23 protein-coding genes and 1 pseudogene are annotated in these 23,271 nt (G+C 69.9%); 17 read left to right on the top strand and 7 right to left on the bottom strand.

The window, feature by feature from the left end:
• Window positions 1-1,577: hypothetical protein (locus TNCT6_RS40415; protein WP_172633338.1), on the top strand; the 1,577-nt coding region annotated here is incomplete at its 5' end.
• A 208-nt stretch (window positions 1,578-1,785) separates the two neighbouring features.
• Here the strand turns inward: TNCT6_RS40415 and TNCT6_RS39485 are convergent.
• Both TNCT6_RS39485 and TNCT6_RS41855 read right to left on the bottom strand, forming a co-directional pair.
• Window positions 1,786-2,742 (bottom strand): sel1 repeat family protein, encoded by a 957-nt coding sequence (locus tag TNCT6_RS39485; RefSeq protein WP_141367904.1) that lies wholly within the window; start codon window positions 2,740-2,742, stop codon window positions 1,786-1,788.
• Between the two features lie 46 nt (window positions 2,743-2,788).
• Entirely contained in the window at window positions 2,789-3,244 is a 456-nt protein-coding gene (locus tag TNCT6_RS41855; RefSeq protein WP_301184439.1) for a DUF6281 family protein, read from the bottom strand.
• On the opposite strand from TNCT6_RS41855, the gene TNCT6_RS40410 reads away from it, so the two are divergent.
• The 4 genes from TNCT6_RS40410 (at window position 3,127) to TNCT6_RS39460 (ending at window position 5,722) form a co-directional block, all read left to right on the top strand.
• Window positions 3,127-3,492, top strand: a complete 366-nt coding sequence (locus TNCT6_RS40410; RefSeq protein WP_172633271.1) for a hypothetical protein — start codon at window positions 3,127-3,129, stop codon at window positions 3,490-3,492. The two genes, TNCT6_RS41855 and TNCT6_RS40410, sit on opposite strands and share 118 nt — an antisense overlap.
• Entirely contained in the window at window positions 3,489-4,097 is a 609-nt protein-coding gene (locus tag TNCT6_RS39470) for a hypothetical protein (protein WP_308789500.1), read from the top strand. Before TNCT6_RS40410 ends, TNCT6_RS39470 begins: the two co-directional genes overlap by 4 nt.
• Before the next feature lie 627 nt (window positions 4,098-4,724).
• The gene (locus tag TNCT6_RS39465; RefSeq protein ID WP_141367902.1) at window positions 4,725-5,441 is read left to right on the top strand and encodes an HNH endonuclease family protein; all 717 of its coding nucleotides are present in this window, start codon (window positions 4,725-4,727) and stop codon (window positions 5,439-5,441) included.
• A complete protein-coding gene (locus tag TNCT6_RS39460) occupies window positions 5,438-5,722 on the top strand; it encodes a hypothetical protein (protein ID WP_141367901.1) in 285 nt (94 codons plus the stop codon). The genes TNCT6_RS39465 and TNCT6_RS39460 overlap by 4 nt, the downstream gene beginning before the upstream one ends.
• A 161-nt stretch (window positions 5,723-5,883) precedes the next feature.
• Here the strand turns inward: TNCT6_RS39460 and TNCT6_RS39455 are convergent, their stop codons facing one another.
• Window positions 5,884-7,074 carry an MFS transporter gene (locus TNCT6_RS39455; RefSeq protein WP_172633337.1) on the bottom strand — a complete coding sequence of 397 codons (1,191 nt, stop codon included), beginning with the start codon at window positions 7,072-7,074 and terminating at the stop codon, window positions 5,884-5,886.
• A 388-nt stretch (window positions 7,075-7,462) separates the two neighbouring features.
• Between TNCT6_RS39455 and TNCT6_RS39450 the strand changes: the two genes are divergently transcribed.
• The 10 genes from TNCT6_RS39450 (at window position 7,463) to TNCT6_RS39405 (ending at window position 17,419) form a co-directional block, all read left to right on the top strand.
• Window positions 7,463-8,791, top strand: coding sequence for an MFS transporter (locus tag TNCT6_RS39450; RefSeq protein ID WP_141367899.1), 1,329 nt, complete (start codon window positions 7,463-7,465; stop codon window positions 8,789-8,791).
• Window positions 8,788-9,315 (top strand): nucleoside deaminase, encoded by a 528-nt coding sequence (locus TNCT6_RS39445; RefSeq protein ID WP_141367898.1) that lies wholly within the window; start codon window positions 8,788-8,790, stop codon window positions 9,313-9,315. The genes TNCT6_RS39450 and TNCT6_RS39445 overlap by 4 nt, the downstream gene beginning before the upstream one ends.
• A 5-nt stretch (window positions 9,316-9,320) precedes the next feature.
• Entirely contained in the window at window positions 9,321-10,250 is a 930-nt protein-coding gene (locus TNCT6_RS39440) for a polysaccharide deacetylase family protein (RefSeq protein WP_141367897.1), read from the top strand.
• Window positions 10,251-10,291: 41 nt separating this feature from the next.
• A complete protein-coding gene (locus TNCT6_RS39435; protein ID WP_141367896.1) occupies window positions 10,292-11,662 on the top strand; it encodes an amidohydrolase family protein in 1,371 nt (456 codons plus the stop codon).
• A gap of 2 nt (window positions 11,663-11,664) precedes the next feature.
• A complete protein-coding gene (locus TNCT6_RS39430) occupies window positions 11,665-12,984 on the top strand; it encodes an amidase (RefSeq protein ID WP_172633336.1) in 1,320 nt (439 codons plus the stop codon).
• Window positions 12,985-12,996: 12 nt separating this feature from the next.
• Window positions 12,997-14,454, top strand: coding sequence for an aspartate/glutamate racemase family protein (locus tag TNCT6_RS39425; protein ID WP_141367894.1), 1,458 nt, complete (start codon window positions 12,997-12,999; stop codon window positions 14,452-14,454).
• 40 nt (window positions 14,455-14,494) lie between these two features.
• Window positions 14,495-15,880 (top strand): amidohydrolase family protein, encoded by a 1,386-nt coding sequence (locus TNCT6_RS39420; RefSeq protein ID WP_141367893.1) that lies wholly within the window; start codon window positions 14,495-14,497, stop codon window positions 15,878-15,880.
• Window positions 15,881-15,987: 107 nt separating this feature from the next.
• On the top strand, window positions 15,988-16,353 hold the full coding sequence (locus TNCT6_RS39415; RefSeq protein ID WP_141367892.1) for a DUF6282 family protein: 366 nt from the start codon (window positions 15,988-15,990) through the stop codon (window positions 16,351-16,353).
• On the top strand, window positions 16,350-16,625 hold the full coding sequence (locus tag TNCT6_RS39410) for a hypothetical protein (protein ID WP_141367891.1): 276 nt from the start codon (window positions 16,350-16,352) through the stop codon (window positions 16,623-16,625). The genes TNCT6_RS39415 and TNCT6_RS39410 overlap by 4 nt, the downstream gene beginning before the upstream one ends.
• A gap of 98 nt (window positions 16,626-16,723) precedes the next feature.
• Window positions 16,724-17,419 (top strand): aspartate/glutamate racemase family protein, encoded by a 696-nt coding sequence (locus TNCT6_RS39405; RefSeq protein ID WP_141367890.1) that lies wholly within the window; start codon window positions 16,724-16,726, stop codon window positions 17,417-17,419.
• A 219-nt stretch (window positions 17,420-17,638) separates the two neighbouring features.
• Here TNCT6_RS39405 and TNCT6_RS39400 read toward each other — a convergent pair.
• Window positions 17,639-18,097, bottom strand: a pseudogene (locus TNCT6_RS39400) (transposase); the annotation flags it as partial.
• 1,362 nt (window positions 18,098-19,459) lie between these two features.
• Here TNCT6_RS39400 and TNCT6_RS39395 point away from each other — a divergent pair.
• Entirely contained in the window at window positions 19,460-19,843 is a 384-nt protein-coding gene (locus TNCT6_RS39395) for a peptidase inhibitor family I36 protein (protein WP_172633335.1), read from the top strand.
• A 61-nt stretch (window positions 19,844-19,904) separates the two neighbouring features.
• Here TNCT6_RS39395 and TNCT6_RS39390 read toward each other — a convergent pair whose 3' ends face one another.
• Both TNCT6_RS39390 and TNCT6_RS39385 read right to left on the bottom strand, forming a co-directional pair.
• Window positions 19,905-20,333, bottom strand: a complete 429-nt coding sequence (locus tag TNCT6_RS39390; protein ID WP_141367889.1) for a hypothetical protein — start codon at window positions 20,331-20,333, stop codon at window positions 19,905-19,907.
• A 29-nt stretch (window positions 20,334-20,362) separates the two neighbouring features.
• Window positions 20,363-21,148, bottom strand: a complete 786-nt coding sequence (locus TNCT6_RS39385; RefSeq protein WP_172633334.1) for a Ku protein — start codon at window positions 21,146-21,148, stop codon at window positions 20,363-20,365.
• 763 nt (window positions 21,149-21,911) lie between these two features.
• Between TNCT6_RS39385 and TNCT6_RS42295 the strand changes: the two genes are divergently transcribed.
• Entirely contained in the window at window positions 21,912-22,202 is a 291-nt protein-coding gene (locus TNCT6_RS42295; protein ID WP_141367887.1) for a transposase, read from the top strand.
• Between the two features lie 201 nt (window positions 22,203-22,403).
• Here the strand turns inward: TNCT6_RS42295 and TNCT6_RS39375 are convergent, their stop codons facing one another.
• Window positions 22,404-23,252, bottom strand: coding sequence for an IS701 family transposase (locus tag TNCT6_RS39375; protein ID WP_253266576.1), 849 nt, complete (start codon window positions 23,250-23,252; stop codon window positions 22,404-22,406).
• Window positions 23,253-23,271: the final 19 nt, after the last annotated feature.

Below are 23,271 nucleotides of genomic sequence, written 5' to 3'. Positions count from 1 at the left end.
CAGGACAACGGCTGGCCTGGCTGCCCCTGGCACAAGCTCGTGAAGTACGTGTGCTGCGCGAAGGGTTCAACCGCTGGCTGCTGGCCGTTACCACCTCGCGCGAGATGCTGGCCTGGGCCCCGTCGGAACAGACACACGAACCTATTCCCCTACCCAGAGGCCGAATCGTCTTTACAGGAGGTTGCTGGGTGCGGGATGCAGCCGGGGAGAGCTGGAGGCTGTTCAAACAGTTCAAGGATGCCCCACTCCTGTTCAGCCCGCGCACCCAGCAGGTCCGGCACGTCACGCTCAAGCCCACAACCGTACGTTCGCTGGCAGCCGTTGCAGGCCCGTACGGTGGTGACGTTCTTGCCGTGGTCCGCAGAACCCATGAGGTCGATCTGCTCGATCCCTTCAGCGGCACACTGATCGCTTGCAAGTTTTCTCAAGGAAGCAAGGCACTACAGATCCCGGTTCCCGGCAGCCGGACCCTCCTCGGAGTCCGGGACGGCGCAATGATCACCGTGTGGGATACCTCGGGCCCACGACCTCGGTGGGTATCGAAGTGCCCCTCCCGCACCGGATCACGGGCGGCGGGCGTGCGCGTGCAGGACGGTTCCCTGGCGCTGGTCGCCAGCAGCGACGAAGGCATCCTCCTGCACGAGATTGAGCCCGCCTCCACACGCCCAGACGAATTCGGAATCTCGGTGACCACGCCCGGCATGGCGACCGTGAATACCGCCGACGGCCGTGAACTAGTGGCTGTGTCTACGCCAAAGATGGTGGCGCTCCTGGATCCGGTCAGTCATCAGCCGCTGTTCCGTCTGAAAATACGAGACCGCCCTGGCTTCATGGAGGTCGTCCCCGGCCAGGCCGACATCCCCACTCTCGTCTTCGGACAGCACGGTCGTGTCTGCCAATGGGAACCAACGTACGACACCGTCCAGGACATCGCGGACAACGTCCACTACCGCGCCAGCGTCGCCGTGCGGCTTCCGAATGGACAAACCTGTTTGGTCCTGGCCCACGCCCGGGGAGTCAACACGCTCAGCCTGGAGTCGAAGCAGTTCGCTGCGTTGTCGAAGAGCTTTTCCTTTTCCGTCACGCACCTGCTGGCACTGCCATCGTCCGCGGGGCAATGCCTCGTCGCGGGCCTGGGGCAAGGGAAGGTCACCGTGTGGGACCTTGTCACCCGGCAGATCGTGCAGGAAGCCGCTCTGATGCCGCGGACCGCCGCCGTGCGTGACGTCTGTCTGCTTTCTCTGCCTCTCACTCCATCAGCGGTGGCCGTCGCCACCTCCACGCGAGTAACTGTGTGGGATCCGGGCAGCTGGGCGTGTCTGCATGAGTTCGAGGTTCCATCGACGTACGACATGATTCCCCTCGCACGGGGCACTGGTGCGAGTCTGCTGGTGACCGCGACCGCAACTGGCTTGCGCCTGTGGGAACCCCTTACTGGGCGGCTGGCCCACTCCCTCGTCACCGCCGCACCGGTCACCAGCGTCGTACACACCAGTGCGGCGGGCCAGCAGTTGCACATCGGCGGTCCCGCAGGACTGGCTGCCTTGACATGGTCGCCGACCGCCCAGTTGGGTTGATGTCCCAAGCGATCATCAGAGCTTCGCCGCAAAGCCCGTCAACACCGCCATGTCGCATCAGCCATCCAACGCAGCCAGTTGGGAACCGGCCAGCAGCACGGCCATGAGGGGCTCGGGGCGCAGCCAGGCCATCGCTCTCCCGCACCGACAGGGTCACCGAACATGTCGCTACTGTGCGGCTGAGACTTTCGGGGGCAGGCTCGCAACATCACCATGCGGGCAGCGGGCTGCCGTCGGCATCGAGACCGTAGAGAACCTCACCTTCGTTCGGCGATGTTCCCTGGTGCAGTGCTTGCAGGAGAGAGGGGAACATTTCGTAGTCGCCGGCGTCGATGGCCTGGCGGTACCAGCGGGCGGCCTCCGCAAGGTTGTCCTCCTGCTCGGCCAGTCGGCCCAGGAGAGCACGGGCTTCGCGGTGGCCTGGGGCTGCCTGCTGCAGCAGGTGCTGCGCCTCGTCGCGTTTGCGGGCGACGAGGTCGTGGTCTGGCGTCTTTTCGTATTCGAGTTCGTCCGCCTCCGCCAGCCGGGTTCGGGCGAGCTGGACCTGGGCGGGCTCGTAGCCGAGCCGGGCCAGCACCCGGGTGGCGGTGATGGCGAAGTGGCGGTCGCGGGGAAGGCGCCCCGAGTGGGTCAGGGGTCGCAGCACAGCCAGGACGTTCAGGATATGGCCGGCCCTCACGGCCTCGTTGAGGACCTCGCGGGCGGCCTGGGGACGGTGGGGCCACAGGCGGTGGAACACGGTATTGAGGGCGGACATGTCGGTGGGGGCGACTTCGAGGAGCACAGCGTCGGCTTCATGGGTACGTTCCTGGCCATCGAGGAAGTCAACCAGTTGCTGCCGGGCCTGGCGATCTCCGGTGTCGGTGCTGGCGCGCAGCAACGCTTCCGCCAGTTCAGGGGCGCCTGCGCGGGCCAGCGCGGCAGGCCAGCACCACGAGGCGGGGTCGCCGCTGAAAGCGGCGGCCGCGACCTGTTGGAACGCAACGTGGATCGAGGCCTCGGCGCCAGCCGACATACTGCCGAGTTCCAGGTGGGACACCCGGGCGGAATCCGCCGCGCCGTGTTCGTCGTAGATCCGCTCGCCGCGCAGGCCGACGACGTAGTGGCCAGACGCCGTGACCGTAACGCTGCTCAAGGCAACCCCGCTGACCTGCCTGATGGTCACAGCTCACCCCTCGGGAAGCTCCGCTGAGTCTTGCCGCGCGCCCTACCTAGTGCCTGGTCAGGTCCTCGACCTCCGGAGGCAGGCTGCCACCGGCTTGGACGGCAAGCAGCATGACCTGTTCCGAGGTGTACCGTACCGCGATGGCGATACGCGGATCCAAGCCGTCGACGGCATAGGCCGTGGTCGGTTCGGGTCCTTCCGTATGGTGGTTGTCGTTCGGTGTGTCATTGCAGGGCGGGAATTCGGCGGTGCCGAGTGCGTCGCCTACGGTGAAGTCGACGTTGGCCACCTGCGTATAGGTACGGCCCTCGTACGTGGCCGCGATCGCGCATGACCCTCCGGCCTCCCCGCCACCGCCCTGCGCCGAACAGGCGGCCGTACAGCGTGGACTTCGCGTACCTGGACCGCCATGTCGTGGTGTCGGGCGCGGGCGATGGACGTCTGCACTTCTGGGATCCAGCGGATGGGACCGACGTCGGCGTCGAGTTGGAGCCGTTTCCATCCGCAGTCCGCGCCCTTCGGGTGGCGGACATCAACGGAGCGCAGGCGCTGATTGCAGCCGACGGCTACGGTGTCGTGCGGGTGTGGGACATGAAGTCCGCCACTTGGTCGGCGGAACTCGACATTGGCAGCGGAGTCGCGGATGTCGCGGTGGGAGGCGACAGGGTCTGCGTTGCCACCTACATGGGAGCCGTCGTGCTCGGCGTCCACCTGACAGGGCCCGACAGGGAACAGGGGAACGCATCGTGACTCGTGTCGTCCTCGTCCATGGCATAGCCCAGCAATTCAAAGGCAGCCAGACGCTGCTCGCAGACTGGTACCCCGCACTGTGTGATGGCGTCACCCTGGCCGGCGGGCTGGGGCCCGGCCCGGACCAGGTGGCCATGTCGTTCTACGGCGATATGTTCCGCCCTGCCGGTCACCGGGGGCTCGGCATTCCCGAACTCGACGCCGGTGACGTCAAGGAGGGCCTGGAGCGTGAACTGCTTCTCCAGTGGTGGGAGACGGCGGCTCGCCTGGATAGCCAGGTGCCAGGGCCGGAGACAGCCGCGCGCATGCGTACGCCGGACACCGTGCAGCGGGCGCTCAACGCGCTGAGCCACTCGGCCTTCTTCGCCGGACTGAGCGAACGGCTGATGATCTATAGCCTGCGACAGGTACGCCGCTACTTCACCGAGCCGGAGCTGCGTGCACGGATCCGGGACCGCTTCGCCGCCGTCGTGACCGAGAGCACGGAAGTGATCGTGGCCCATTCGCTTGGCATGTCGTCGCCTACGAGACGCTGTGCACGCACTCGGACTGGCCCGACCTCAAACTCGTCACCCTCGGCTCCCCGCTCGCGGTTCCGCGACTGATCTTCGACCGCTTGTTGCCAAAGCCCACGCACAGGGCACGGGCGGTGGCCGGCCCCCGTAAGCCGTTGGACCAACGTCGCGGACCGAGGGGATGTCGTAGCTCTCACCAAAGAACTGGCCCCGCACTTCGGAGGCCGTGTATCCGACGTCCAGGTTCACAACGGCGCCAAGGCACATGACGTCCGGCCCTACCTCACCGCTGCGGAGACAGGGCAGGCGATCATTGACGGACTGAACGGAGCTGCCGACCGACCCTGACGACCTGCACGACGCGGTGGGCGGCGAGTTCACTTTCACCTTGAACGACTGGCCATGTCCACCAGCACGACGGCGCTGCTCATCAGCGACGCCGCACAGGCCGAAGTGGACGCCCGGCGCGCGCTGGACCTCGTCGGGTTCCTGACTGTCCGGCGGGGTCTCCGCCACAGTCGCCGCCACGGGCAACCCCGTGCCGGTGGCCGGCGCCGAGACGGCCCAGGTCGGCTGGGCCATCGCGCTGGCGGGAGGGGCCGACCTCGAGCACGCCCAACCCCTCTGGGCGAGGGGCGAGTTGTCTTAGCCAGGCTGGCTCCCCTGAGCACGTATGCTGCAGCTACGGCCATCGAGCGAGGGGAATATAGGCAGGTCATGGGGCGTCAGCTGTCGTGGCTCAAAAGTGGTTTGGCGGCCGTCGCCGCGCTCGTGTTGACCGCGTGCTCACCTACCGAGCAAGGGCTGGCGCCCGAGGCGACAGACAACAAACCGTCCGCGCCCGCTAGCACTCCTGGCGGTGAGGCCGCCGAATCCGGCACGCTGCCGGGCGTCCCGACCGCAGAGCAAGCCCGGACGGAGTTGGCGGGGCTGACGGTGGCGCCGCACGGCTCGATGGCTGGTTACAGCCGCGCGAAGTTCCCCCACTGGGCTCAGCAGGGTGAAAAGTGTGACACCCGGGAGAAGGTGCTGGCGCGGGACGGTACGGGGGTGCAACGCGACGAGGAGTGCCGGGCGGTGTCTGGGCGCTGGGTGAGCGTGTACGACGACAAGACGTTCACGAGCGCCTCGGACCTCGACATCGATCACATGGTGCCGCTTGCCAATGCGTGGCGCTCCGGTGCTGCTGGCTGGACGCAGGAGAAGCGGAAGGCGTTCGCGAACGACCTGACGCACCCGCAGCTACTGGCCGTTTCTGCGGCGTCGAACCGGTCGAAGGGGGATCAGGGCCCGGACGAGTGGCAGCCGCCGTCCAAGCCGTACTGGTGTACCTATGCCCGGGCCTGGGTGTCGGTGAAGGCGACGTATGAGCTGTCGGTGACCGAAGCCGAGAAGAACACGCTCACCGAGATGCTGGGTACCTGTTCCTCATGAGCGACCACGACCCGCAGCAGGAGCGGCTCGTCGACGAGGTGAAAGCCGGGCCCGGCGGGGCGATGACCGACGAGGTCGGCGTCATCACCGGCGACCTCACCGTCGCCACCAGCCTCCTGCCCGACGGGCGTGCCGGCATCGCGATCCAGTACACGGACGCCGACGAGTGGTACACCCTCACCGGAAGCCCCGCCCCGGTGCCGCCGGAAGGCATGGCCGCACTGCACGAGCAGACTTTGGAACAGGTCCGACGCGGCGGCGGCGCTGAAGCCCCGCGCTGAACGGAACGGGCTGCGTGTACTCCCGGGCGTGGCGCCGTTGAAGATGCCGCCATCGGCTCTTACACAGCGGCAAGTTGGAGGAGCTCCGACACGCCCTGAGTTTCCGGGATGCGGTCATCGGATTCTGAATCGCGGAAACAGTTAGGTCCCGGCCGTGAGCGTCAAGGCTCGCCGGCACGCGTGGACCGCCGCAGGACGATGCTCCCGGCCAGCACGATACCGGTCGGCACCATCAGCACTGCAGGCGTCGCCGCCCAGCCCGCTCCGGAGACCGTGACCGCGACCACGGGCGGACCGACCAGCTGGCCGAGGTTGATGGACTGCGTGATCGCGGCGACGCCCGCCGACACCTCCGCCGGCGAGGACGACCAGCGCGCAGCGCCCGACATGACGCCCGAGGCGATGAAGCCACCAGCAGCCGCGAAGGCCCACGCGGCTGCCATCGTGGCCGGGCGCGGGATACCAGGGTCGTAGACCACACAGAGGCACGGCGCCATCACGAGGGCGGCCGGCAGGAGGAGAAGCGACCCGGCGACGCCGCGGAGCTGGAAGAGCGCCGCGGTCGCCGTACCGATGCCGTTGGCGAGGAACGCCGTCGCCGTCAGCGCCGCGACCGTCCCCGCACTCGCGCCGGCCCGCTCGCCCAGCACGGAGGGCAGCAGCCCGAGGACGCCGAGGAACTCCGCGGAGTAGCACAGCGAGATCGCCGCGCACCACCGCAGCGGCCGCACCGCTAGCCGGCGCGCAGGCTCGCGCAGCATCCACGACGCGTCCGGGATCCCGGACTCGACGTGCGGCGCGGGCAGACCCCGGGAGGCCACGGCCAGGACGGCTCCTGCAGCGGCCGCGGCCAGGCCGGTGCCTACCCACATCGGGCGCCAGCCCGTCACCTCCACCAGCGTGGGCGTGGCCGCCAGCATCACCGCGATCCCCACCGGCATGCACGCGGGCCACAGCCCGAACAGGATCCGGAGCCGGCGCAGGTCGAGCACCTGCGCGAGGAGCGTCGGCCCGCTGATCATCATCAGCAGCAGGCCGGCACCCTCGAGGACCCGGGACAGGAAGAGGGTCTCCGCGTTCCAGCACGCGCTTCCGGCGAGGCTGCCGAGCGCGAGGCACGCCGTCGCGAGCAGCGCGAGCCGGCGGGCGCCGACCAGTGTCGAGAGGGCGGGTACGGCGAACGCGGTGCCGGCCGCGATCAGGTTGGTGAGCGAGAGGACCCAGCTCGCCTGGACCAGTGAGAGCCCGAGGTCGTCGCCGATGGCGGGCAGCGCGGTGGGCACCTTGCCGACCTGCATCGCCGCGACGACGTTCGCGCCGAGCACGGCCACGACGAGGAACGACCTCCGCACTGCCGGACCACCCTCATTCCAATTTTGTATCCCGAACTGCTTGACGGCGTCCATCGGACGCGAGCAGTATCCCGGTATACCAAACATGAACAGGGTGACTCGAACGGCGATCTCGAACTCACCGTCGGGCGCCAGGCTCAACCGGTCCGACCAGGGCCGCGATCGACCAGGTCGCTGACCTTGCGTCAGCACCTGACGCAAGGTCAGCTCCGAAAAGTCGACGGCACTCGACCAGCCCAGGAAGAGCCGTCGGCAGCCGACTGAGGAGCACGGCCCCGCCGCATCAGGCAGGGGGCCGTGCGAGGTCGGTGTCCACCCACATCGCTGCCGTGCGAACTGCGAAATCCCTCGGCAGCGGCGTACTCGAACACCTGTCTTGGAGGCTAGCATGCACGCAGCTCTCAAGACCGGCGCCCCGGGCGCCGGTACTCGCACCGACCGGAAGGCGCTCCGACGCGTCGTCGGCGCGAGCGCGGTCGGCACGACCCTGGAGTGGTACGACCACTTCATCTACGGCTCGGCGGCCGCCCTGGTCTTCCCGAAGCTCTTCTTCCCCGAGAGCGACCCCGCGACGGCGACGATGCTCTCGCTCATCACGTACGCCGTCGCGTTCGTGACCCGCCCGCTGGGCGCGGCGATCTTCGGTCACTTCGGCGACAAGCACGGCCGCAAGAACGTGCTGATCCTGACCCTGGTCCTGATGGGTACGGCGACCGGCCTGATCGGTGTGGTGCCCACCTACGGCTCGATCGGGATCCTCGCCCCGCTGCTGCTTGTCGTGCTCCGCTTCGTCCAGGGCATCGGCCTCGGTGGCGAGTGGGGGGGTGCGGCGCTCATGGTCGGCGAGTTCAGCAACGACGGCAAGCGCGGGCTGCTCGGGTCGCTCGTCCAGATCGCCAGCCCGGTCGGCCTGCTGCTCGCGAACGCGGTCTTCTCGATCGTCACCTTCCTGGTGTCGGAGGAGGCGTTCTTCGCCTGGGGCTGGCGGGTGCCGTTCCTGCTGAGCACCGTCCTGGTGCTCGTCGGGCTGTGGATCCGCCGGCAGGTGCAGGAGTCGCCGCTGTTCGAGGAGGAGGCCGCGGCCGACGAGGTCGGTAAAGCGCCCCTGCTCGAGGTGGTGACCTGTCACTGGAAGCGCGTGCTGCTGGCGATCGGCTCCCGGGTCGGCAGCGACGTGACCTTCTACGTCTTCAACGTCTTCATCCTCGTGTACGGGACCACCCAACTCGGCCTGCCCCGCCAGACTTTGCTCACCGCCGTCCTCTTCGGTGCCGCGAGCCAGGCGGTCAGCATCCCGATGTGGGGTCACCTGTGCGACCGGATCGGCCGTCGGCCGGTCCTGGGCATCGGCGCCGTCGGCGCGATGACGTGGGGCTTCGCCTTCTTCCCGCTGCTCGGGTCCGGCGTCGACGCGCTGGTCTTCGTCGCACCGGCCGTGGGCAACTTCTTCATCGCGGCGATGTGGGGTCCCCTCGCGGCCTACGTCCCGGAGCTGTTCCCGACCCGCGTGCGGTACACCGGAGCCGGCCTGGGCTTCCAGAGCGCCGGCGTGTTCGGCGGCGCGCTCGCCCCGATCATCACGGCGGCGCTGGTCACCAAGTACGACACGTGGGTGCCGGTCTCGGTGTACCTCGCCGCGTTGCTGGTGGTGCTGATCTCCTGCGTGGCGATCGCCCGAGAGACCGCGGCGACCGACCTCCGCGAGATCGGCCGGTGAGCACAGCCGTGACGCCGACCCCCGACGCCGACGCGTGCGACCGCACGGACCGCATGTTCCTCCAGGTCGCGCTGAGCGAGGCCGCCAGCGCCGGTGCGCGCGGCGACCTCGCGGTCGGGGCCGTCATCGTCGCCGGCCAGGACATCCTGGCTGGCGGCGGCAACGAGGCGATGACCAGCGGCGACCCGATGGCCCACGCCGAGGTGGTCGCGCTGCGCAACCTCACGGCCGCCCACCCGGGCCGGTCGCTGGAGGACGCCACGATGTACACGACGTTCGAGCCCTGCCCGATGTGCCTGGGTGCCTGCCTCGTCTACCGGCTCGGCCGGGTCGTCGTCGGCGGCACCCGGCTGCCCGGCGACCGGCCGTGGGGCGGGTACGACCCGGCCGGGTTCGCGGCTGCCGTGGCCACGACCGGCCCGCGGCTCGACGTACTGACCGGGCCGTTCGCCGACGAGTGCCGCGACCTGCGTCAGCGCTCGGTCGACGCGGGCGCCGTACCGATCCTGACCATCGAGGAGTGACCCCCATGTCCACGAACCCCTCTGCGCCCGGTGGACGCGACCTCGTCGGCTACGGTCGCGACGGCGCTGCCATCGAGTGGCCCGGGCGGGCGCGCGTCGCGGTCTGCCTGGTCGTCAACTACGAGGAGGGCAGCGAGCTCAGCTACGCCGTCGACGGCCGCAACGAGATCCCGCAGGAGTTCGACTATCCGCCGCTGCCGGTCAGGGACCTTGGCAACGAGACGATCTTCGAGTACGGCTCGCGCGCCGGCATCTGGCGTCTCCAGCGCATCCTCGACGGGCTCGACCTCCCGATAACCGTCCAGGGCTGCGCCCAGGCGCTCGAGCTCAACCCGGAGGTCGGCGCCTGGATCAAGGAGCGCGGCCACGACGTGTGCTGCCACGGCTACCGCTGGGAGAACGTGAGCACGCTCGACCGCGACACCGAGCGCGAGCGGCTGCACATGGCGATCGAGTCGATCGAGGCCACGTGCGGCGAGCGGCCGCGGGGCTGGTACAGCCGGCAGCCCGCGTCGGTCAACACCCGCGAGCTCCTCGTCGAGGAGGGCGGCTTCCTCTACGACAGCGACTCCTTCGCCGACGACCTGCCGTACTTCGTGCGGGTGCAGGGCAAGGACCACCTCGTCATCCCCTACTCCTTCACCCTCAACGACGGGCTGTTCCTCCCTGGGCAGTCCTACTCCGGGCCGGACTCGTTCCTGGACTACGGCAAGCGCGCCTTCGACCTGCTGTGGGAGGAGGGCGACACCCGGCCGCGGATGATGAGCATCGGGCTGCACGCCCGGCTCATGGGCCAGCCCGCCCGCGCGCACGCCCTGCGCGAGCTCCTTCAGTACATGCTCGGCCACGACGACGTGTGGTTCACCCGGCGCCTCGACATCGCGCACTGGTGGTGGAACCAGTACCCGCCCGGCACCGTGCAGCCGCGTCCCTGACGCGACGACGTACTCACCACAGACCCAGGAGACGACCACACATGTCCGATCTCACCCTCATCGCGAACGCCACGGTGATCACCGTCGACGAGCAGCGCACCGTCATCCAGGACGGAGCGGTGGCCGTCGACGGCCGCCGGATCGCCGCCGTCGGGAAGACCGCCGACCTCCGGGCGCGGTACGCCGGAGCGACGGAGGTTGACGCGTCCGGGCAGATGCTGCTGCCGGGCTTCGTGAACCTGCACGTCCACTGCGCGATCGGTGTCACCCGCGGCATCGGCGACGACATGGGCGGTGCGCCGATCTACCGCCGCGACATCCCGCAGGGGGTGGTCATGTCGCCCGACGACACCTACGTCATGTCGCTGCTCGGGGCGATGCAGGCGCTGGCGTTCGGCTCCACGACGATCGTGGAGAACTACATCCACTCGCAGTCCAACGTCCGGGCCCTCGCCGAGGTCGGCCTCCGCGCCGTGGTGAGCGAGCGGATCCACGACGCTGACCTGTTCAGCGTGCGGCACGGCGCCTACACGTACGACGCGGCGCGCGGACAGCGCCTCCTGGAGGCCAACGCGCGCCTGATCGAGGACTGGCACGGGTACGACAACGGCCGGATCACCTGCCACGTCGGGCCGCACGGCCCGGACACCGCGAGCCCTGACCTGCTCCGCCGGGCGCGGGCGCTCGCGGACGAGGCCGGGGTCGGGATGTTCACCCACCTCGCCCAGAGCGCCGGCGAGGTCGCCCAGGTGCGGACGCTCACCGGCCGCAGTTCGGTGCAGCACTTGGCCGACACCGGCGTCCTCGGACCGGACCTGATCGCGGGGCACTGCGCGTTCCTCGAGGACGGCGACGCCGCGCTGCTCGCCGAGTCGGGCGCGACCGTGTGCCAGCTCCCCGCCGTCAACGCCAAGAGCGGCTGGATCGCGCCGGTCGCCGAGCTGCGACGCCTCGGCGCGCGGGTCGGGCTCGGCACCGACAACATGGTCCACGACATGCTCGAGCAGATGCGCTTCGCGGTCTGCGTCAACCGGATCAGCGACGGCAACGCCGAGTCGATCAAGGCCATGGACGTGCTGGAGATGGCGACCATCCAGGGCGCTCGCGCCCTCGGCCGCGAGCACGAGCTCGGCTCGGTCGAGCCCGGCAAGCTCGCCGACCTGCTGCTGGTCGACCTCAAGGGCCCGCACCTGGCGCCCGTGCTGGACCCGGTCGCGAGCATGGTCTTCGCCGGCCAGTCCGCCGACATCCACTCGGTGATGGTCGGCGGGGAGTTCGTGGTCCGCGACCGCCAGGTGCTCACCATCGACCCGGTCGCGGTGCGCCAGGACGCGCAGAAGCGGGCCGAGCACCTCTGGTCCGCGGTCGCCGGCTGGGCGCCCGCGGACGGCCCGACGGGATGCCGGTGCTGACGATGCGAACCGACCGGACCCTCGTCGACACCGCGCGCGCCATCGCGTCGGGCACCACCACTAGCCAGGAGGTCATGGACGCCGTCTTGGCGGTGGCGGACGCCACCGAGCCGGACGTGCACGCCTACGTCGCGCTCGACGAGGGCGCCGCGCGGGCCGCGGCCCGCGCGGCCGACGCGACGCCTGCGCCGGAGCGCGGCCCGCTGCACGGGCTCCCGATCGGGGTCAAGGACCTCATCGCGACCGCCGGCCTCCCAACGCGCGCGGGCTCGCAGAGCTGGGCGCGGTCGTACCCGATCGACGACGCGGCCGTCGTACGCCGGCTCCGCGCGGCGGGCGGCATCGTCATCGGCAAGCAGCACACGCACGAGTTCGGCTACGGGCTCGACGAGCCGCCGACGCGGCACCCGCTCGATCCCACCAAGTACGCCGGGGGGTCCACGATCGGCGGTGCGGTCTCGGTGGCCGTCGGGTCGAGCCTGGCCGCGATCGGCACCGACGGCGGCGGCTCGATCCGCAAGCCGGCCGCGCTGCACGGCCTGGTCGGTCTCAAGCCGACACACGGCCTTGTCGACACCGCCGGGGTCGTGCCCGGGACGACGTCGAACGACCACGTCGGCTGGATCACCACGACCGTCGCGGACTCCGCGCTCCTCCTCGCCGCGCTCGCCGATCTCGGCCCGGTGCGGACGGACGAGGGCGTCGCCGGGCTGCGGGTCGGCTGCGCTGGCTACTTCTTCCGCGACCTCGAGCCGGCGGTCGACGCCGCGGTGCGTCGCAGTCTCGACCTGCTCGCGGCCGGCGGCGCCGAAGTCGTGTGGCTGGAGATCCCCGAGCTGGAGCAGGCGGCCGAGGCCCACGGCATTATCGGTGCGTCGGGGGCCGCCGCGCACCACCGGGACGTGCCCGCCGACGTCCGAGCGGGCTACTCCCCCGGCGTGCAGGGGTTCCTCGCGCAGGCCGGGCGAATCACCAAGGACGAGGTCGCCCGCGCCCACCGCGTGCGCGACGACGTACTACGTGCCGTCGACGCCGCGCTGGAAACAAAGCGGCTCGACGTGCTGTGCTCGCCGACGCTGGCGCTCGGTGCGGTGCCGCTGGCGACGATGCGGCCGGAGGTCGACCTGCCGCGCTACTGCCGGCTGACGATGCCCTTCAACCTGACCGGTCATCCGTCGGTCAGCGTGCCGTGCGAGCACGGCGACAAGCCCGTGGGGCTGCAGGTCGCCGCCCGGCACGGGGCGGATGCGACGACCCTCCGCGTGGCGGCCGCGGTGGAGGCGCACACTGTGGCGCGGGCAGCCGCCGTGGCCCGAGGGTGAGAGGACGGGACGATGAGCCAGACCGACCGCGTGACGACCAGTGAGTCCACGCTGCGCGACCAGGTCCGCGACGAGATCAGGAGCCGGATCTCCGACGGCCGCTACCCGGCGGGCGCGCGGCTCGTGGAGCAGCGGCTCGCCGACGAGTACGGCACCTCGCGGATCCCCGTGCGCGAGGCGCTCCGCATGCTGGAGTCGGAGGGGCTCGTGGTCACCGTTCCGCGCCGGGGCGTCGTCGTCGCCAGCCTCAGCCGCGCCGACCTGGAGCACCTGTACAACCTGCGGGAGTCGCTGGAAGCGATGGCCTTCCGGCTCGCCGCGGCACGGGCGACTCCCGGCGAGGTGCGCTCCCTCCACCGCCTGCTCGAGCGGATGCGAGCCGCGGTGGAGGGCGGCGACCACCGCGAGATCGTCGCGGTGAACACGCAGTTCCACAGCCAGGTCGTCGAGATGGCGGGCAACCCCTACCTCGGGACCGCGCTGCAGCCCGTCGACGGCCGGCTCCGGGTCATGATCGGCATCAACCACGACTACGGTCGCCAGTTCGCCGAGCACGAGGCGCTCATCAAGGCGATCTCGGACGGCGACGCGGACCGGGCGGCCGCCCTGGCCGCCGCTCACGTCGACGCGAGCCGGCACAGCACCCTCGACCGGTACGACGAGCACGGACCCGCGCCCGCCCCCGGCCCGGTTACGACGCCGGCCGACGCCGACCTGCGGCTGCTGGTCGTCAACCCCAACATCAGCACGTCGGTGTCCGACCTGATCGAGGCCGAGGCCAGGCGCGCGGCGAACCCCGGCACCGAGATCGTGATGCGGACCGCCGAAAGCGGCGTCGCCTACATCGAGACCCGGCTCGAGTCGCTGCTCGCCGGGCCCGCCGTGGCCGAGCTGGTCGCCCAGGCCGGCACCACCGCCGACGCCGTCGTCGTGGCGGCCTTCGGGGACCCGGGCCTGCCCGCCCTCAAGGAGCTGGTCGGCGTACCTGTCGTCGGGATCACCGAGGCCGCGCTCGCCACCGCGTCCCTGCTCGGCGCGCGGATGTCCATCGTCGCGATCTCCGAGCGGATCACCCCGTGGTACCGCGACTGCGTGGAGCGCAACGGCCTGCTCGGGCGGCTCGCGTCGATCCGCTCGCTGCGGGACCCGCTCCACGGCATCGGCACCGTCCAGGACGACTTCGGCCCCGAGCTGGTGCGCCTGGCCAACCAGGTCGTGACCGAGGACGGCGCCGACGTCGTCATCCTCGCCGGCGCGCCGCTGGCCGGCCTCGCCCGCGAAGTCGCCGATCAGATCCCGGTGCCGGTCGTCGACGGCGTCGCCGCCGGTATCGCCCAGGCCGAGGCGCTGGTGCGGCTCGCGCCGGGCCCCGCCCGAGCAGGGTCGTACGCCGGACCGCCGGCCAAGGCCCACCGCGGGCTGTCACCGGCGCTCGCCGCGGCGCTCGAGGCCGCCCAGAACCGCGACTGAGCACCCGCCCCCTGACCTCACCCCGATCCTGGAGAACCGCATGGCCCTGGACCTGCTCATCACGAACGCGACGATCGTCAACGCCGACGGCCGCGTGCACGGCCACGTCGGGGTCTCCGACGGCCGGATCACGACCCTGCTCGCGCAGAACGTGGCACAGCTCCCCGCGGCGACGCGGACGATCGACGCGAGCGGGCGGTTGGTGATCCCCGGCGGCGTGGACGCGCACTGCCACGTCGAGCAGGTCACCGGTGAGTACAAGTCGCTGGACACATTCCGGACCGCCACCACCGCCGCCCTGCACGGCGGGACGACGACGATCATCGACTTCGGCATCCCCGCCGACCGGGGGGAGAGCCCGATCGCGGCGCTGCGCAACAAGCTCAGCCTGATCGAGGGCGCCCGCTGCGACGTGGCGCTGCACGGCTCGGTGCTGGCGTGGGACGACACGGTCCCGGCCCAGCTCGACGAGATGGCCGAGCTCGGGGTGCGGTCGGTGAAGCTCTACACCACCAACCGCGGCACGACGATGGCCGACGAGGACACCATCCTGCGGGTGATGAAGGAGATGGTGCGCCTGGACGGGCTCACCTACCTCCACTGCGAGCACGACGCGATCGTCGTGGACCAGACCGAGACCTGCGCGAGCGAGGGCCACCTCGGAATCGGCCACCTGCCTCGGTCGCGGCCGGCGCTCTCCGAGGACGCGTCGGTGCGGGAGATGATCGCCGTCGCGGAGCACACCGGTGCGCCGGTGTACCTCGTGCACCAGACCACGGCGGCCGCCGTACAGGCCGCCACGGAGGCCCGCGCCCGCGGCCTGCAGGTCTTCTCGGAGACCTGCCCCCACTACCTGCTGCTGGACGAGTCCGTGTACGCCTCCTCCGAGCCGGAGCGGTTCGCGTGCTGCCCGCCCATGCGGCCGGCGGAGACGGTACGCCAGCTCAGCGACGAGGTCGCGCTCGGCAACGTCCACACCCTCGCCTCCGACCACTCCTGCTACGACCTCGCCCAGAAGCGCAAGTGCAGCCACGACGTGCGCCGCATGCCGCACGGCCTCCCCGGCGTGGAGACCCGGATGCCGGCCGCGTTCACGGCGGTCGTCACCCGCGGCGGGCTGAGCGTGGATCGCTTCGTCGAGCTCTTCTCCACCGCACCGGCACGGATCAACGGCCTGCGGAGCAAGGGCGTGATCGCCGTCGGGTACGACGCCGACCTCGTCGTTTTCGACCCGACCGAGACCCGCCGCGTGGACGGCGCCGCGCTGCACCAGGGCTCGGACTTCTCCCCCTTCGACGGCCTGGAGCTCGCCGGCTGGCCGAGCACCGTGGTCAGCGGCGGCCGGATCGTGGTGGACGAGGGCCGGTTCGTCGACCCCGGTCCGGTCGGGCGGTTCCGGGCGCGGGCGGGCTTCAGCGAGAGCTGAGCCCGTAGCCGGCCAGCCACCAGTCGGCGGTGTCCAACCGGCGGGCCCACCAGATCTGACCGGCAGCGCGAAGGGAGAACCGGTGCAGCAGGACACGGATCTGGCAGGTGCCGGGCATCGACGTCTTCGACGGCATCATCATGACCTCGGTCCTCGGCGGTATGAACCCGCGAACGGTCAAGACGGCGCTCGGGTACGGCGCGGGCGCGCGGCTAGTGCACTTCGGTGCGCACTGCACGCACTTCATCGCCAGCCACGACGGCAGCTACGTCGACGGGAAGCCGGTGCCGTTCAAAGACCAATACCCCGAGTTCGAGCGGGAGCTGGACATATCGGTCCGAATCCTGCTCGACGGCCCGGTGCCGGACGACCTCGCCGAGATCCTCGGACTAGGCAGTTACGCCTCGCGGACCTCGCGATCGACGCGGGCATCAAGAAGGTCGTCGTCGCCCACCCCTGCCGCGGCCGGATGACCGTGGAGCAGCAGCGCAAGCCCGCCGAGAAGGGCGTCACGCTCAAGGGCGCGGTCTCGGACTGGATGTTCCACCGCGGCCTGCCGCGGCAGAACTACTACATCGAGCGGGAGTGGGCCGACGAGATCGCCGGCATCGCGAACGCACCGGAGTTCAGCGGCGTGATACCGCGGGCACGGCAGATCCGCGAGATCGGGGTCAAGCACTTCATCCTCGGCACCGACTACGGCATCCGCTCCGGCCCAACGCGGTCGAGGGCATGCGCACGCTGATCAGCACGCGGCTCGACCTCGACTTCACCGTCGACGAGATCAACACCATGATCAAGACCAACCCCGCCCGGCTGCTCGACCTCGACCAGGAGTGAACCGTGACCCCCTCTGCCCCGACCGTCCTGCTGGTGAACCCCAACAGCAACCGCGACACCACGCTGATGATGACGGACCTGATCCGGCCGCGGCTGGCGGCTGCCGGACTCGAGGTAGAGGGGGTCACGGCCGAGCACGGCCCGCGGATGCTGGTCGACCCTGAGGCGCTGGCCGCCTCCGCACCGCACGTCGTGGACGTCGTACGACGACGTCTCGAGGCCGACGATGACGGCCAGTTCGCGGCGGTCGTGGTCGCGGCGATCGGCGACCCCGGGCGTGACCAGCTCGAGAAGGTGCTGGACCTGCCGGTGGTCGGGATCGGCCAGGCGTCGATCGCCGAGGCCGCACGCGGCGGCCGCCGGTTCGGCATGGCGACGAGCACGCCGCTGCTCGTCGACTCGCTGACCTCCCTGGTCGGCCGGTACGGCGCCGCCGACGCCTTCACCGGCGTACGACTCACCGAGTCCGACCCGCTCGTGCTCGCCGCCGACCCCGAGCGCCAGCTCCAGGAGCTCGCGGAGGCCGTCCGCGTCAGCATCGCCGACGGCGCCGAGGCCGTGATCATCGCCGGCGGTCCCCTGGGCGAGACGGCTCGCCGGCTAGCGGCGCTCGACCTCGCGCCGATCATCGAGACGCTGCCCAGCGCGGCTGCATTCCTGGTCGACGTGCTGGGAGCGCCGTCATCCTCCGCCTCGTGACCGCGCCGAGACCATCTTGGAAGTGCCCTGTCGCTCGTGCGTGCTGGAAGCCTAGCCTCGCTGTTTCGGTTGGCGTCGGCTGATCTGGGGTGATCCATGTGCCGAGGATTGCGGGGCTGCCGTCGGACGTTGGGCATGGCGGGGTCCCGGCGCTGGGGCCGGGTGCTCCTGGGTCCTCGGGTCGTGGGTGGTCAGCGGCGACGTCGTCGGTCGGGTAGCCGGTCGGGGCAGTGCGACGAGGCGGCTGAACGCCGCGGTCAGTTCGTGGCGCCAGGGCCAGGTGGCGGCGATCCGCAGGCGTAGGCGGCGGGCTTCGCGGGTGATCCGGGCGGCAGCATGCAGGAGGCGGTAGCGCAGTTTCTTGGGCTCGGCGGTGGCCAACTCGCCGTCCAGCAGCAGGGTTCGCGCCCAGGCCAGCAGGTCGATCGCGGTCAGGGACAGCTCCAGCCAGGCCTGGTTGATGGCGAAGCGGCGGGAGGGGAAGCGGCCGAAGCCGGTGCTCTTGCCGCAGCGGATGTGGTCCTCGACCCGGGCGTGGGCCCGGTGGCGGACCTCCAAATCCTGGAGTGAGCCGCCGCCGGCGACGGGCGTGTCGGTGAGGAAGACCTGGTGGCGCATGCCTTCGTCCTGGTCGAAGAGGGACAGCTGGGCGCCGGGGTGGGGCCGCTCGCGGCGGACCGGGGACGTTTGCGACGAGTGACGTACCGGTGCTTCGGATGGTTGGCCAGGCGGGAGCGGAGACCGTTCCGGATGGGCCCTGGCGGGCCACATACCGTTTGAGCCGCGTCGTCGTCTCGTGTGCTGGCGTCGCCGCCGAGGCGCTGTGCCTGCGACCGTTCCGGCTCGTGAGGCGGGGGCAATCGCTGGTGGGCGTGCTGCCGATGCCGGTCCTCGCCGCGGAGAAGCTCCGTCGTTTGGGCTACTCCATCCAGACCACTTGTCGCGTTTACTCCGGGCTCAAGACGGCTAGGCGTCGGCACAGTGGGCGTTGTTGATCAATGGGTGCGAATGCAGGGCGGCAGGCAGCCCGAGCGTCTCGACGCAGGTGATGAGTCGCGTAGGAGGAGCCGATGGGTCGGGTACACCGCAGGGACACGAATGTCTGCTTGGTCGTCGCTGCTGTCATCGCGGCAGGCGGGGTGGGTGTGGGCGCTGTGCGCGCACATGAGGTCTGGGGCCATGCGCAGGCCGCACAGTTCGCACAGACGCTGGCTGATGCAGTGCCCCGGGTAGGTGCAGCAAGTCCGCGCAGTTGGAGAGTTCAGGAGAAGCGACGCCCCGTACCTGCGGCAGCTCCCTACACCACACGCACTGTGCGTCAGCCCTCGCGACGGATTACTCCTGCCGCATCCAAGACGCGGCAGGCTTCACCCAAGCCAGCTGTGCGAACGGGTTACACGCGGACTGCGCAGACGGTGATTCACATCGGAAAGTGGTCTCGGGTGGTGAAGGGGGGAGGACAGGGGCTTGTCGATGGGTGCCAGTACGCCGTGTTGTGGGCTGGGCCTATGCCGGGTGCCGATACTCGCGGTACGACGGTCCTGGTTGGCCATAACTACTGCGGATTTGAGCGGTTTGCCACGTTGCCGGTAGGTACGACCCTCACAGTGACCGGCCCGACCTCCGTGGCGGAATACCGGGTTTACGGACACCGGGCCATCAACCGGCAGGGCGGTTCGGGTGCGGGCCTATATGACGGCGATTTGACCCTGCAGTCCTGCTTGGGCCGCGACACTGGTTTTTCCTACCTCAGGCGCATCACTTGATGTCTGGCCCGCGCGAGCGGTAATTCACATCGGAGCCGCGGACGGGCAACTTCCCTTCCTTCCGGCTGCGGTTGTCCTTACCCCCTTGCGTCAGCCACACGCCCGTGCCGAGGTCCTCACAGCCGAAGCCTGAAACTCTGCGACCTGCGCATGACCGCGCGCGGGACCCGTCGGTCCGCGCGCGGTGCGCTGCTCTGCATGGGTGAACCGGGCCTCGATGCCGGACCGTGCACTGGCTGTAGCGACTATCTGTGAAGCCGTGATCAAAAACGTGATGCATGCCGCAGCGGCCTCCGCTTTGGCCTTCCTCTCTCTGTCCGCACCCGCATCGGCCGCCGACGGCGCCGGCCTGGCGCGTGCCGGGATCGACTGCCCGTCCGGGTACGTGTGCATCTACCCGGAGATCAACTTCGGCGGTCAGCCGTGGGTGCGGCGTGCTGTGGACGGTGGCGTGAAGGACCTGCCTTCCGCAATCCGTGACCGCGGCAGCTCCATCCGGAACAACTCCGACCGCACCGCCCGCGTCTACGAAAAGCTCAACTACAGCGGCCGTTGGGTCTGTGTGACCCGCAGCGGCGGCTCCATCCACGACCTGCGCGGCTACAACCTCAACGACCAGACCCGCTCCCTGAAGATCAACCGCAACGACTGCGGCTGAATCAGCCCGAACGAGCAGAAGGAGGGGTGGGTGACAGCAACGCTGCTGTCACCCACCCCTCCTACCTGTCCAGCTCACCGGCGGCGCGCCAGCCCTCCAGAGCCGACGCGTCGCCGGCGTTCATCTCGCGTGCTGGTGGACATCGCTCACCAGGACGAGGCCTGTTCGTCGGTCGGTGGTGGCGGTGGCTGCCCCAGGAGACGGAGTCGACGAAGCGATGGTGGTCGTTGCGGAGCATGGCGGTGTCGGAGGTGCTGTTCCACACGTAGGCACGGCGGCCCGGGTAGACGTCGTGGCGGCTGTCGCGGCCGAGGCCGGTTGGACGCGGACCGGTGGACCGTCCGTCCAGGCGGTGGTGGTGGGAGGTGTAGGTGTGGTCCTCGCGGTCGGACAGGGTCCTGCCGTCTACCTGGTCGAGCAGCAGCGCGACCAGTACGGGCCGCCCACCCGCGAGCCGTGGAGGCAACAGCAGATCGGGACTGTTGGCCATACGTTCAGTGATAGCTGGCCGAACAACGGTTATGGCCGATGCCGTGCCGATGGACGCTTGTATACCCGCTCGGCAGCCCGGACGCTCTCCTGCAGTGCTGCCATCAAGTCCAGCGCCGGGGTAGGCTCCGCCGGCTCGACGAGCTCACCGCCGGTGATCTTTGCGTCCACGAGCTGCTCCAGGGCGTGGGCGTAGTCGTCGTGCACCTCGCGCACGTTGATGCCGGTGAGGTCCCGGATCAGCACCTCGGCCAGTTCCAGCTCCCGGTCGGTGACCGGCGTGGAGGGTGCGAGGTCTCCGGGGTCGCGCAGCTCGTCCTGCCACAGGAGCGTCTGGAGGATGAGTATGCCGTGGCGGGGGCGTAGCAGCGCCAGGCGCTCCCGGCTGCGCAGGGCGAGTTTGGAGACGGCGACGTTGCCGGTGCGGGCGAGTGCCTCGACGAGCAGGGCGTATGGGCGGTCGGCGTCTGGTCCGGGACCCGCGTAGTACGGCCGTCCGAAACTGATCGGGTCGATGTCTTCGAAGGGAACGAAGCCAAGGACGTCGATGGTCCGCTTTGTGGGCAGGGGCAGGTGTGCGAGGTCTTCCTCCGTGAGGGGCACCATGCGCCCGTCTGCCAGGGCAAAGCCCCTGCCGACTTGTTCGTGGGGGATCTCCCGGTTCTCGGCCTTGCAGAAGCGGCGGTGCTCGACGCGGCTACCGTCGGCGACATGGATCTCGTGGAGGCGCACGGGATGCTCCACCGTGGCCGCGTACAGCCTGATCGGCAGAGCGACCAACCCGAACTGGATCATCCCGGACCACACGGCCTCCATGCATCCAGAGTCATTCGCCAGCAGATGGTACGCATCCCCGTCGCGGGCCTCCCCTACAGCGACGGGGAGTTTGGGCTCGCTGGCCCTGGAATGCAAGGCCAACCACCGCTGCGAATGCCCAGCTCCAAGCATGCACCGACGGTGACCGAGACCTTGCTCGCCTTACTGTCCAGGCGGGACGGCGGCCCCTGCCCAGGGCGCTGCGTGCAGGGGCCGTCCATCGCCCTGCGGTCCTGTCACAGCGCAAGGCACTACGACGCTAAATCCCCAGCACCCAACCCCGCCCGCTCGGCGCGTCGGCAGGGTGACGGAGTCCCCGCCTCACGGCCATCTTCGCCACCCGCGGCGGCACCCAGTGGTCCTGGTCGCCGCTGGCGGTCCGCATCAAGATTTTTGTCGCGGCGCGCGACCGGCTCGCGGCGGCGGTCGTGGCCCGGTGCCGCTGGTCGACCACAGGCCAGAAGGGGCCGTTGCGCGTTCCACTCACCCTCGACCGGGTACGGCAGCAGATCGCCACAACCGAACGCCGCGAGCCGGCGGTCGAGCCGGACGAGCAGGCAGACGCCGCCCGCGAGGAGCAGCGACGCCTGCGCCGACGCCGCAAGGCCCGGCTCCGCGCCGCCGAACTGGGACGCTCACGCGGCGGGTTGACCAGCAAGGTGCACCTGTCGGCGGACCGCCGCTGCCGCCCGCTCTCCTTTGCCCTCACCCCCGGAGCTCTGGCCTGGGCTCTTCGACTCGGTCCCGGACGTCTTCCGTCCCTATGGCGTATTCCTCCCGCGCCAACCACGCCTACCTGCGCAGACGCAGGATCCGGGCAGTGATCCCGGAGAAGATGGACCAGGCAGCCAACCGGAAGAAGAAGGGCCGCCGGGGCGGGCGGCCCTTCACCCATGACACCGAGCTCTACCGCAACCGCAACACGGTGGAACGCTGCATCAACAAGATCAAGGAGTGGCGCGGGCTCGCCACCCGCTATGACAAGACCCCGGTCAGCTACCTCGCCGGACTCCACCTACGCGGCGCGGTCATCTGGCTCCGCAGCCTCACATGAAGATCTCAACTCGGCACACTCCCTAGTACTCCAGCAGTACTTCGCGTCTTGACCTGCGCGGTTGTTGAGCGGTGGGAGTGTAGCGGGCACCGCCCGGTCAGGGGCGGCTCCTGACCGGGCACCCCTCGAAGGAGTGTCCCCGACGGCGATAGTGGCAGTGGCGGGCCACGGCTTGGCGTCGTCGACGCCAGTGCGACCAGTTCAGCGCGTGGGTGTGGGCATGGGGGTGCTGGGGAGCGCGAGCTGCCAGGAGTCGCCGCACTTCCGCCACGGTGAGCTCGATGACCTCGGCTTCCTCACCGGTGCAGCCCCCTTTTCGCGGGCCTGCGCGGTCATGGTTGCGAGGAAGGCGTGGGCGAGCATGGCGAGGGTGATGTGCCGGTACCAGCCGACGTAGCGGCGGACCTCGTACTGGTCCAGGCCGCACTCGTTTTTTGCCGCCTGGAAGCACTCCTCGATCGCCCACCTGGTGCCGGCGACTCGCACCAGGTCGTCCACCCCCGCGTCCAGAGGTGCGTAAGCGAGGTAGTAGGCGATCTCGTCCGGCTTGCTCACGCTGCGTCGTGCCAGCGCCCACCGTCGACGCACCAACTCCCTGCCCTGGTAGTCGAATTCGGCGACTGCGGGCAGCTGTATCGCGGCCCAGTCGTATATCCGCTGGCCCTTGGCGCCCTGTCCGCACGAGCGGCGCTCCCAGGCGTCCTGCGGAGCCTGGGCGAAGAGGTGATCGATGCGCGGGCATCCCACGGTGAACTGGGACTTCGGCACAGCCACGACGTAGCCGACACCGGCGTTCTCCAGCATGCGGCGGAAGCGGCATTCCTGGCCGTAGGCGGAGTCCGCGGTGACCCAGGCGATCGGCAGCGGCGAGGCCAGTGCGCGCAGCACGATCGCCTTGGCGAGGGCGCCCTTGGTCGCGAACTCGCACTCGTCGGGGATCTTCGCGGCGCGGCAGCGGTCACGATCGGTGGTCCAGGACTTGGGCAGGTACAGCTCCCGGTCCACCAACGCGCGGCCGGTGGAGCTGGCGTAGGCGGCGAAGACGCCTATCTGGCAGTTCTCGGTGCGG

The organism is Streptomyces sp. 6-11-2, assembly GCF_006540305.1.
Classification (GTDB): Bacteria; Actinomycetota; Actinomycetes; order Streptomycetales; family Streptomycetaceae; genus Streptomyces.
Note: the sequence above shows the minus strand (reverse complement) of the source record. Positions and strands in the feature narration are given on the sequence as shown.

Excerpts from the sequence above, each read along its gene's own strand:
- TNCT6_RS39460 (WP_141367901.1), top strand. The coding sequence starts at position 5,438 with ATGAGCGACCACGACCCGCAGCAGGAGCGGCTCGTCGACGAGGTGAAA.
- TNCT6_RS39465 (WP_141367902.1), top strand. The coding sequence starts at position 4,725 with ATGGGGCGTCAGCTGTCGTGGCTCAAAAGTGGTTTGGCGGCCGTCGCC.
- TNCT6_RS39435 (WP_141367896.1), top strand. The coding sequence starts at position 10,292 with ATGTCCGATCTCACCCTCATCGCGAACGCCACGGTGATCACCGTCGAC.
- TNCT6_RS39420 (WP_141367893.1), top strand. The coding sequence starts at position 14,495 with ATGGCCCTGGACCTGCTCATCACGAACGCGACGATCGTCAACGCCGAC.
- TNCT6_RS39430 (WP_172633336.1), top strand. The coding sequence starts at position 11,665 with ATGCGAACCGACCGGACCCTCGTCGACACCGCGCGCGCCATCGCGTCG.
- TNCT6_RS41855 (WP_301184439.1), bottom strand. The coding sequence starts at position 3,244 with ATGGAAACGGCTCCAACTCGACGCCGACGTCGGTCCCATCCGCTGGAT.
- TNCT6_RS39385 (WP_172633334.1), bottom strand. The coding sequence starts at position 21,148 with ATGGAGGCCGTGTGGTCCGGGATGATCCAGTTCGGGTTGGTCGCTCTG.
- TNCT6_RS39395 (WP_172633335.1), top strand. The coding sequence starts at position 19,460 with ATGCATGCCGCAGCGGCCTCCGCTTTGGCCTTCCTCTCTCTGTCCGCA.
- TNCT6_RS39410 (WP_141367891.1), top strand. The coding sequence starts at position 16,350 with ATGACCGTGGAGCAGCAGCGCAAGCCCGCCGAGAAGGGCGTCACGCTC.
- TNCT6_RS39425 (WP_141367894.1), top strand. The coding sequence starts at position 12,997 with ATGAGCCAGACCGACCGCGTGACGACCAGTGAGTCCACGCTGCGCGAC.
- TNCT6_RS39440 (WP_141367897.1), top strand. The coding sequence starts at position 9,321 with ATGTCCACGAACCCCTCTGCGCCCGGTGGACGCGACCTCGTCGGCTAC.
- TNCT6_RS39450 (WP_141367899.1), top strand. The coding sequence starts at position 7,463 with ATGCACGCAGCTCTCAAGACCGGCGCCCCGGGCGCCGGTACTCGCACC.
- TNCT6_RS39390 (WP_141367889.1), bottom strand. The coding sequence starts at position 20,333 with ATGGCCAACAGTCCCGATCTGCTGTTGCCTCCACGGCTCGCGGGTGGG.
- TNCT6_RS42295 (WP_141367887.1), top strand. The coding sequence starts at position 21,912 with ATGGCGTATTCCTCCCGCGCCAACCACGCCTACCTGCGCAGACGCAGG.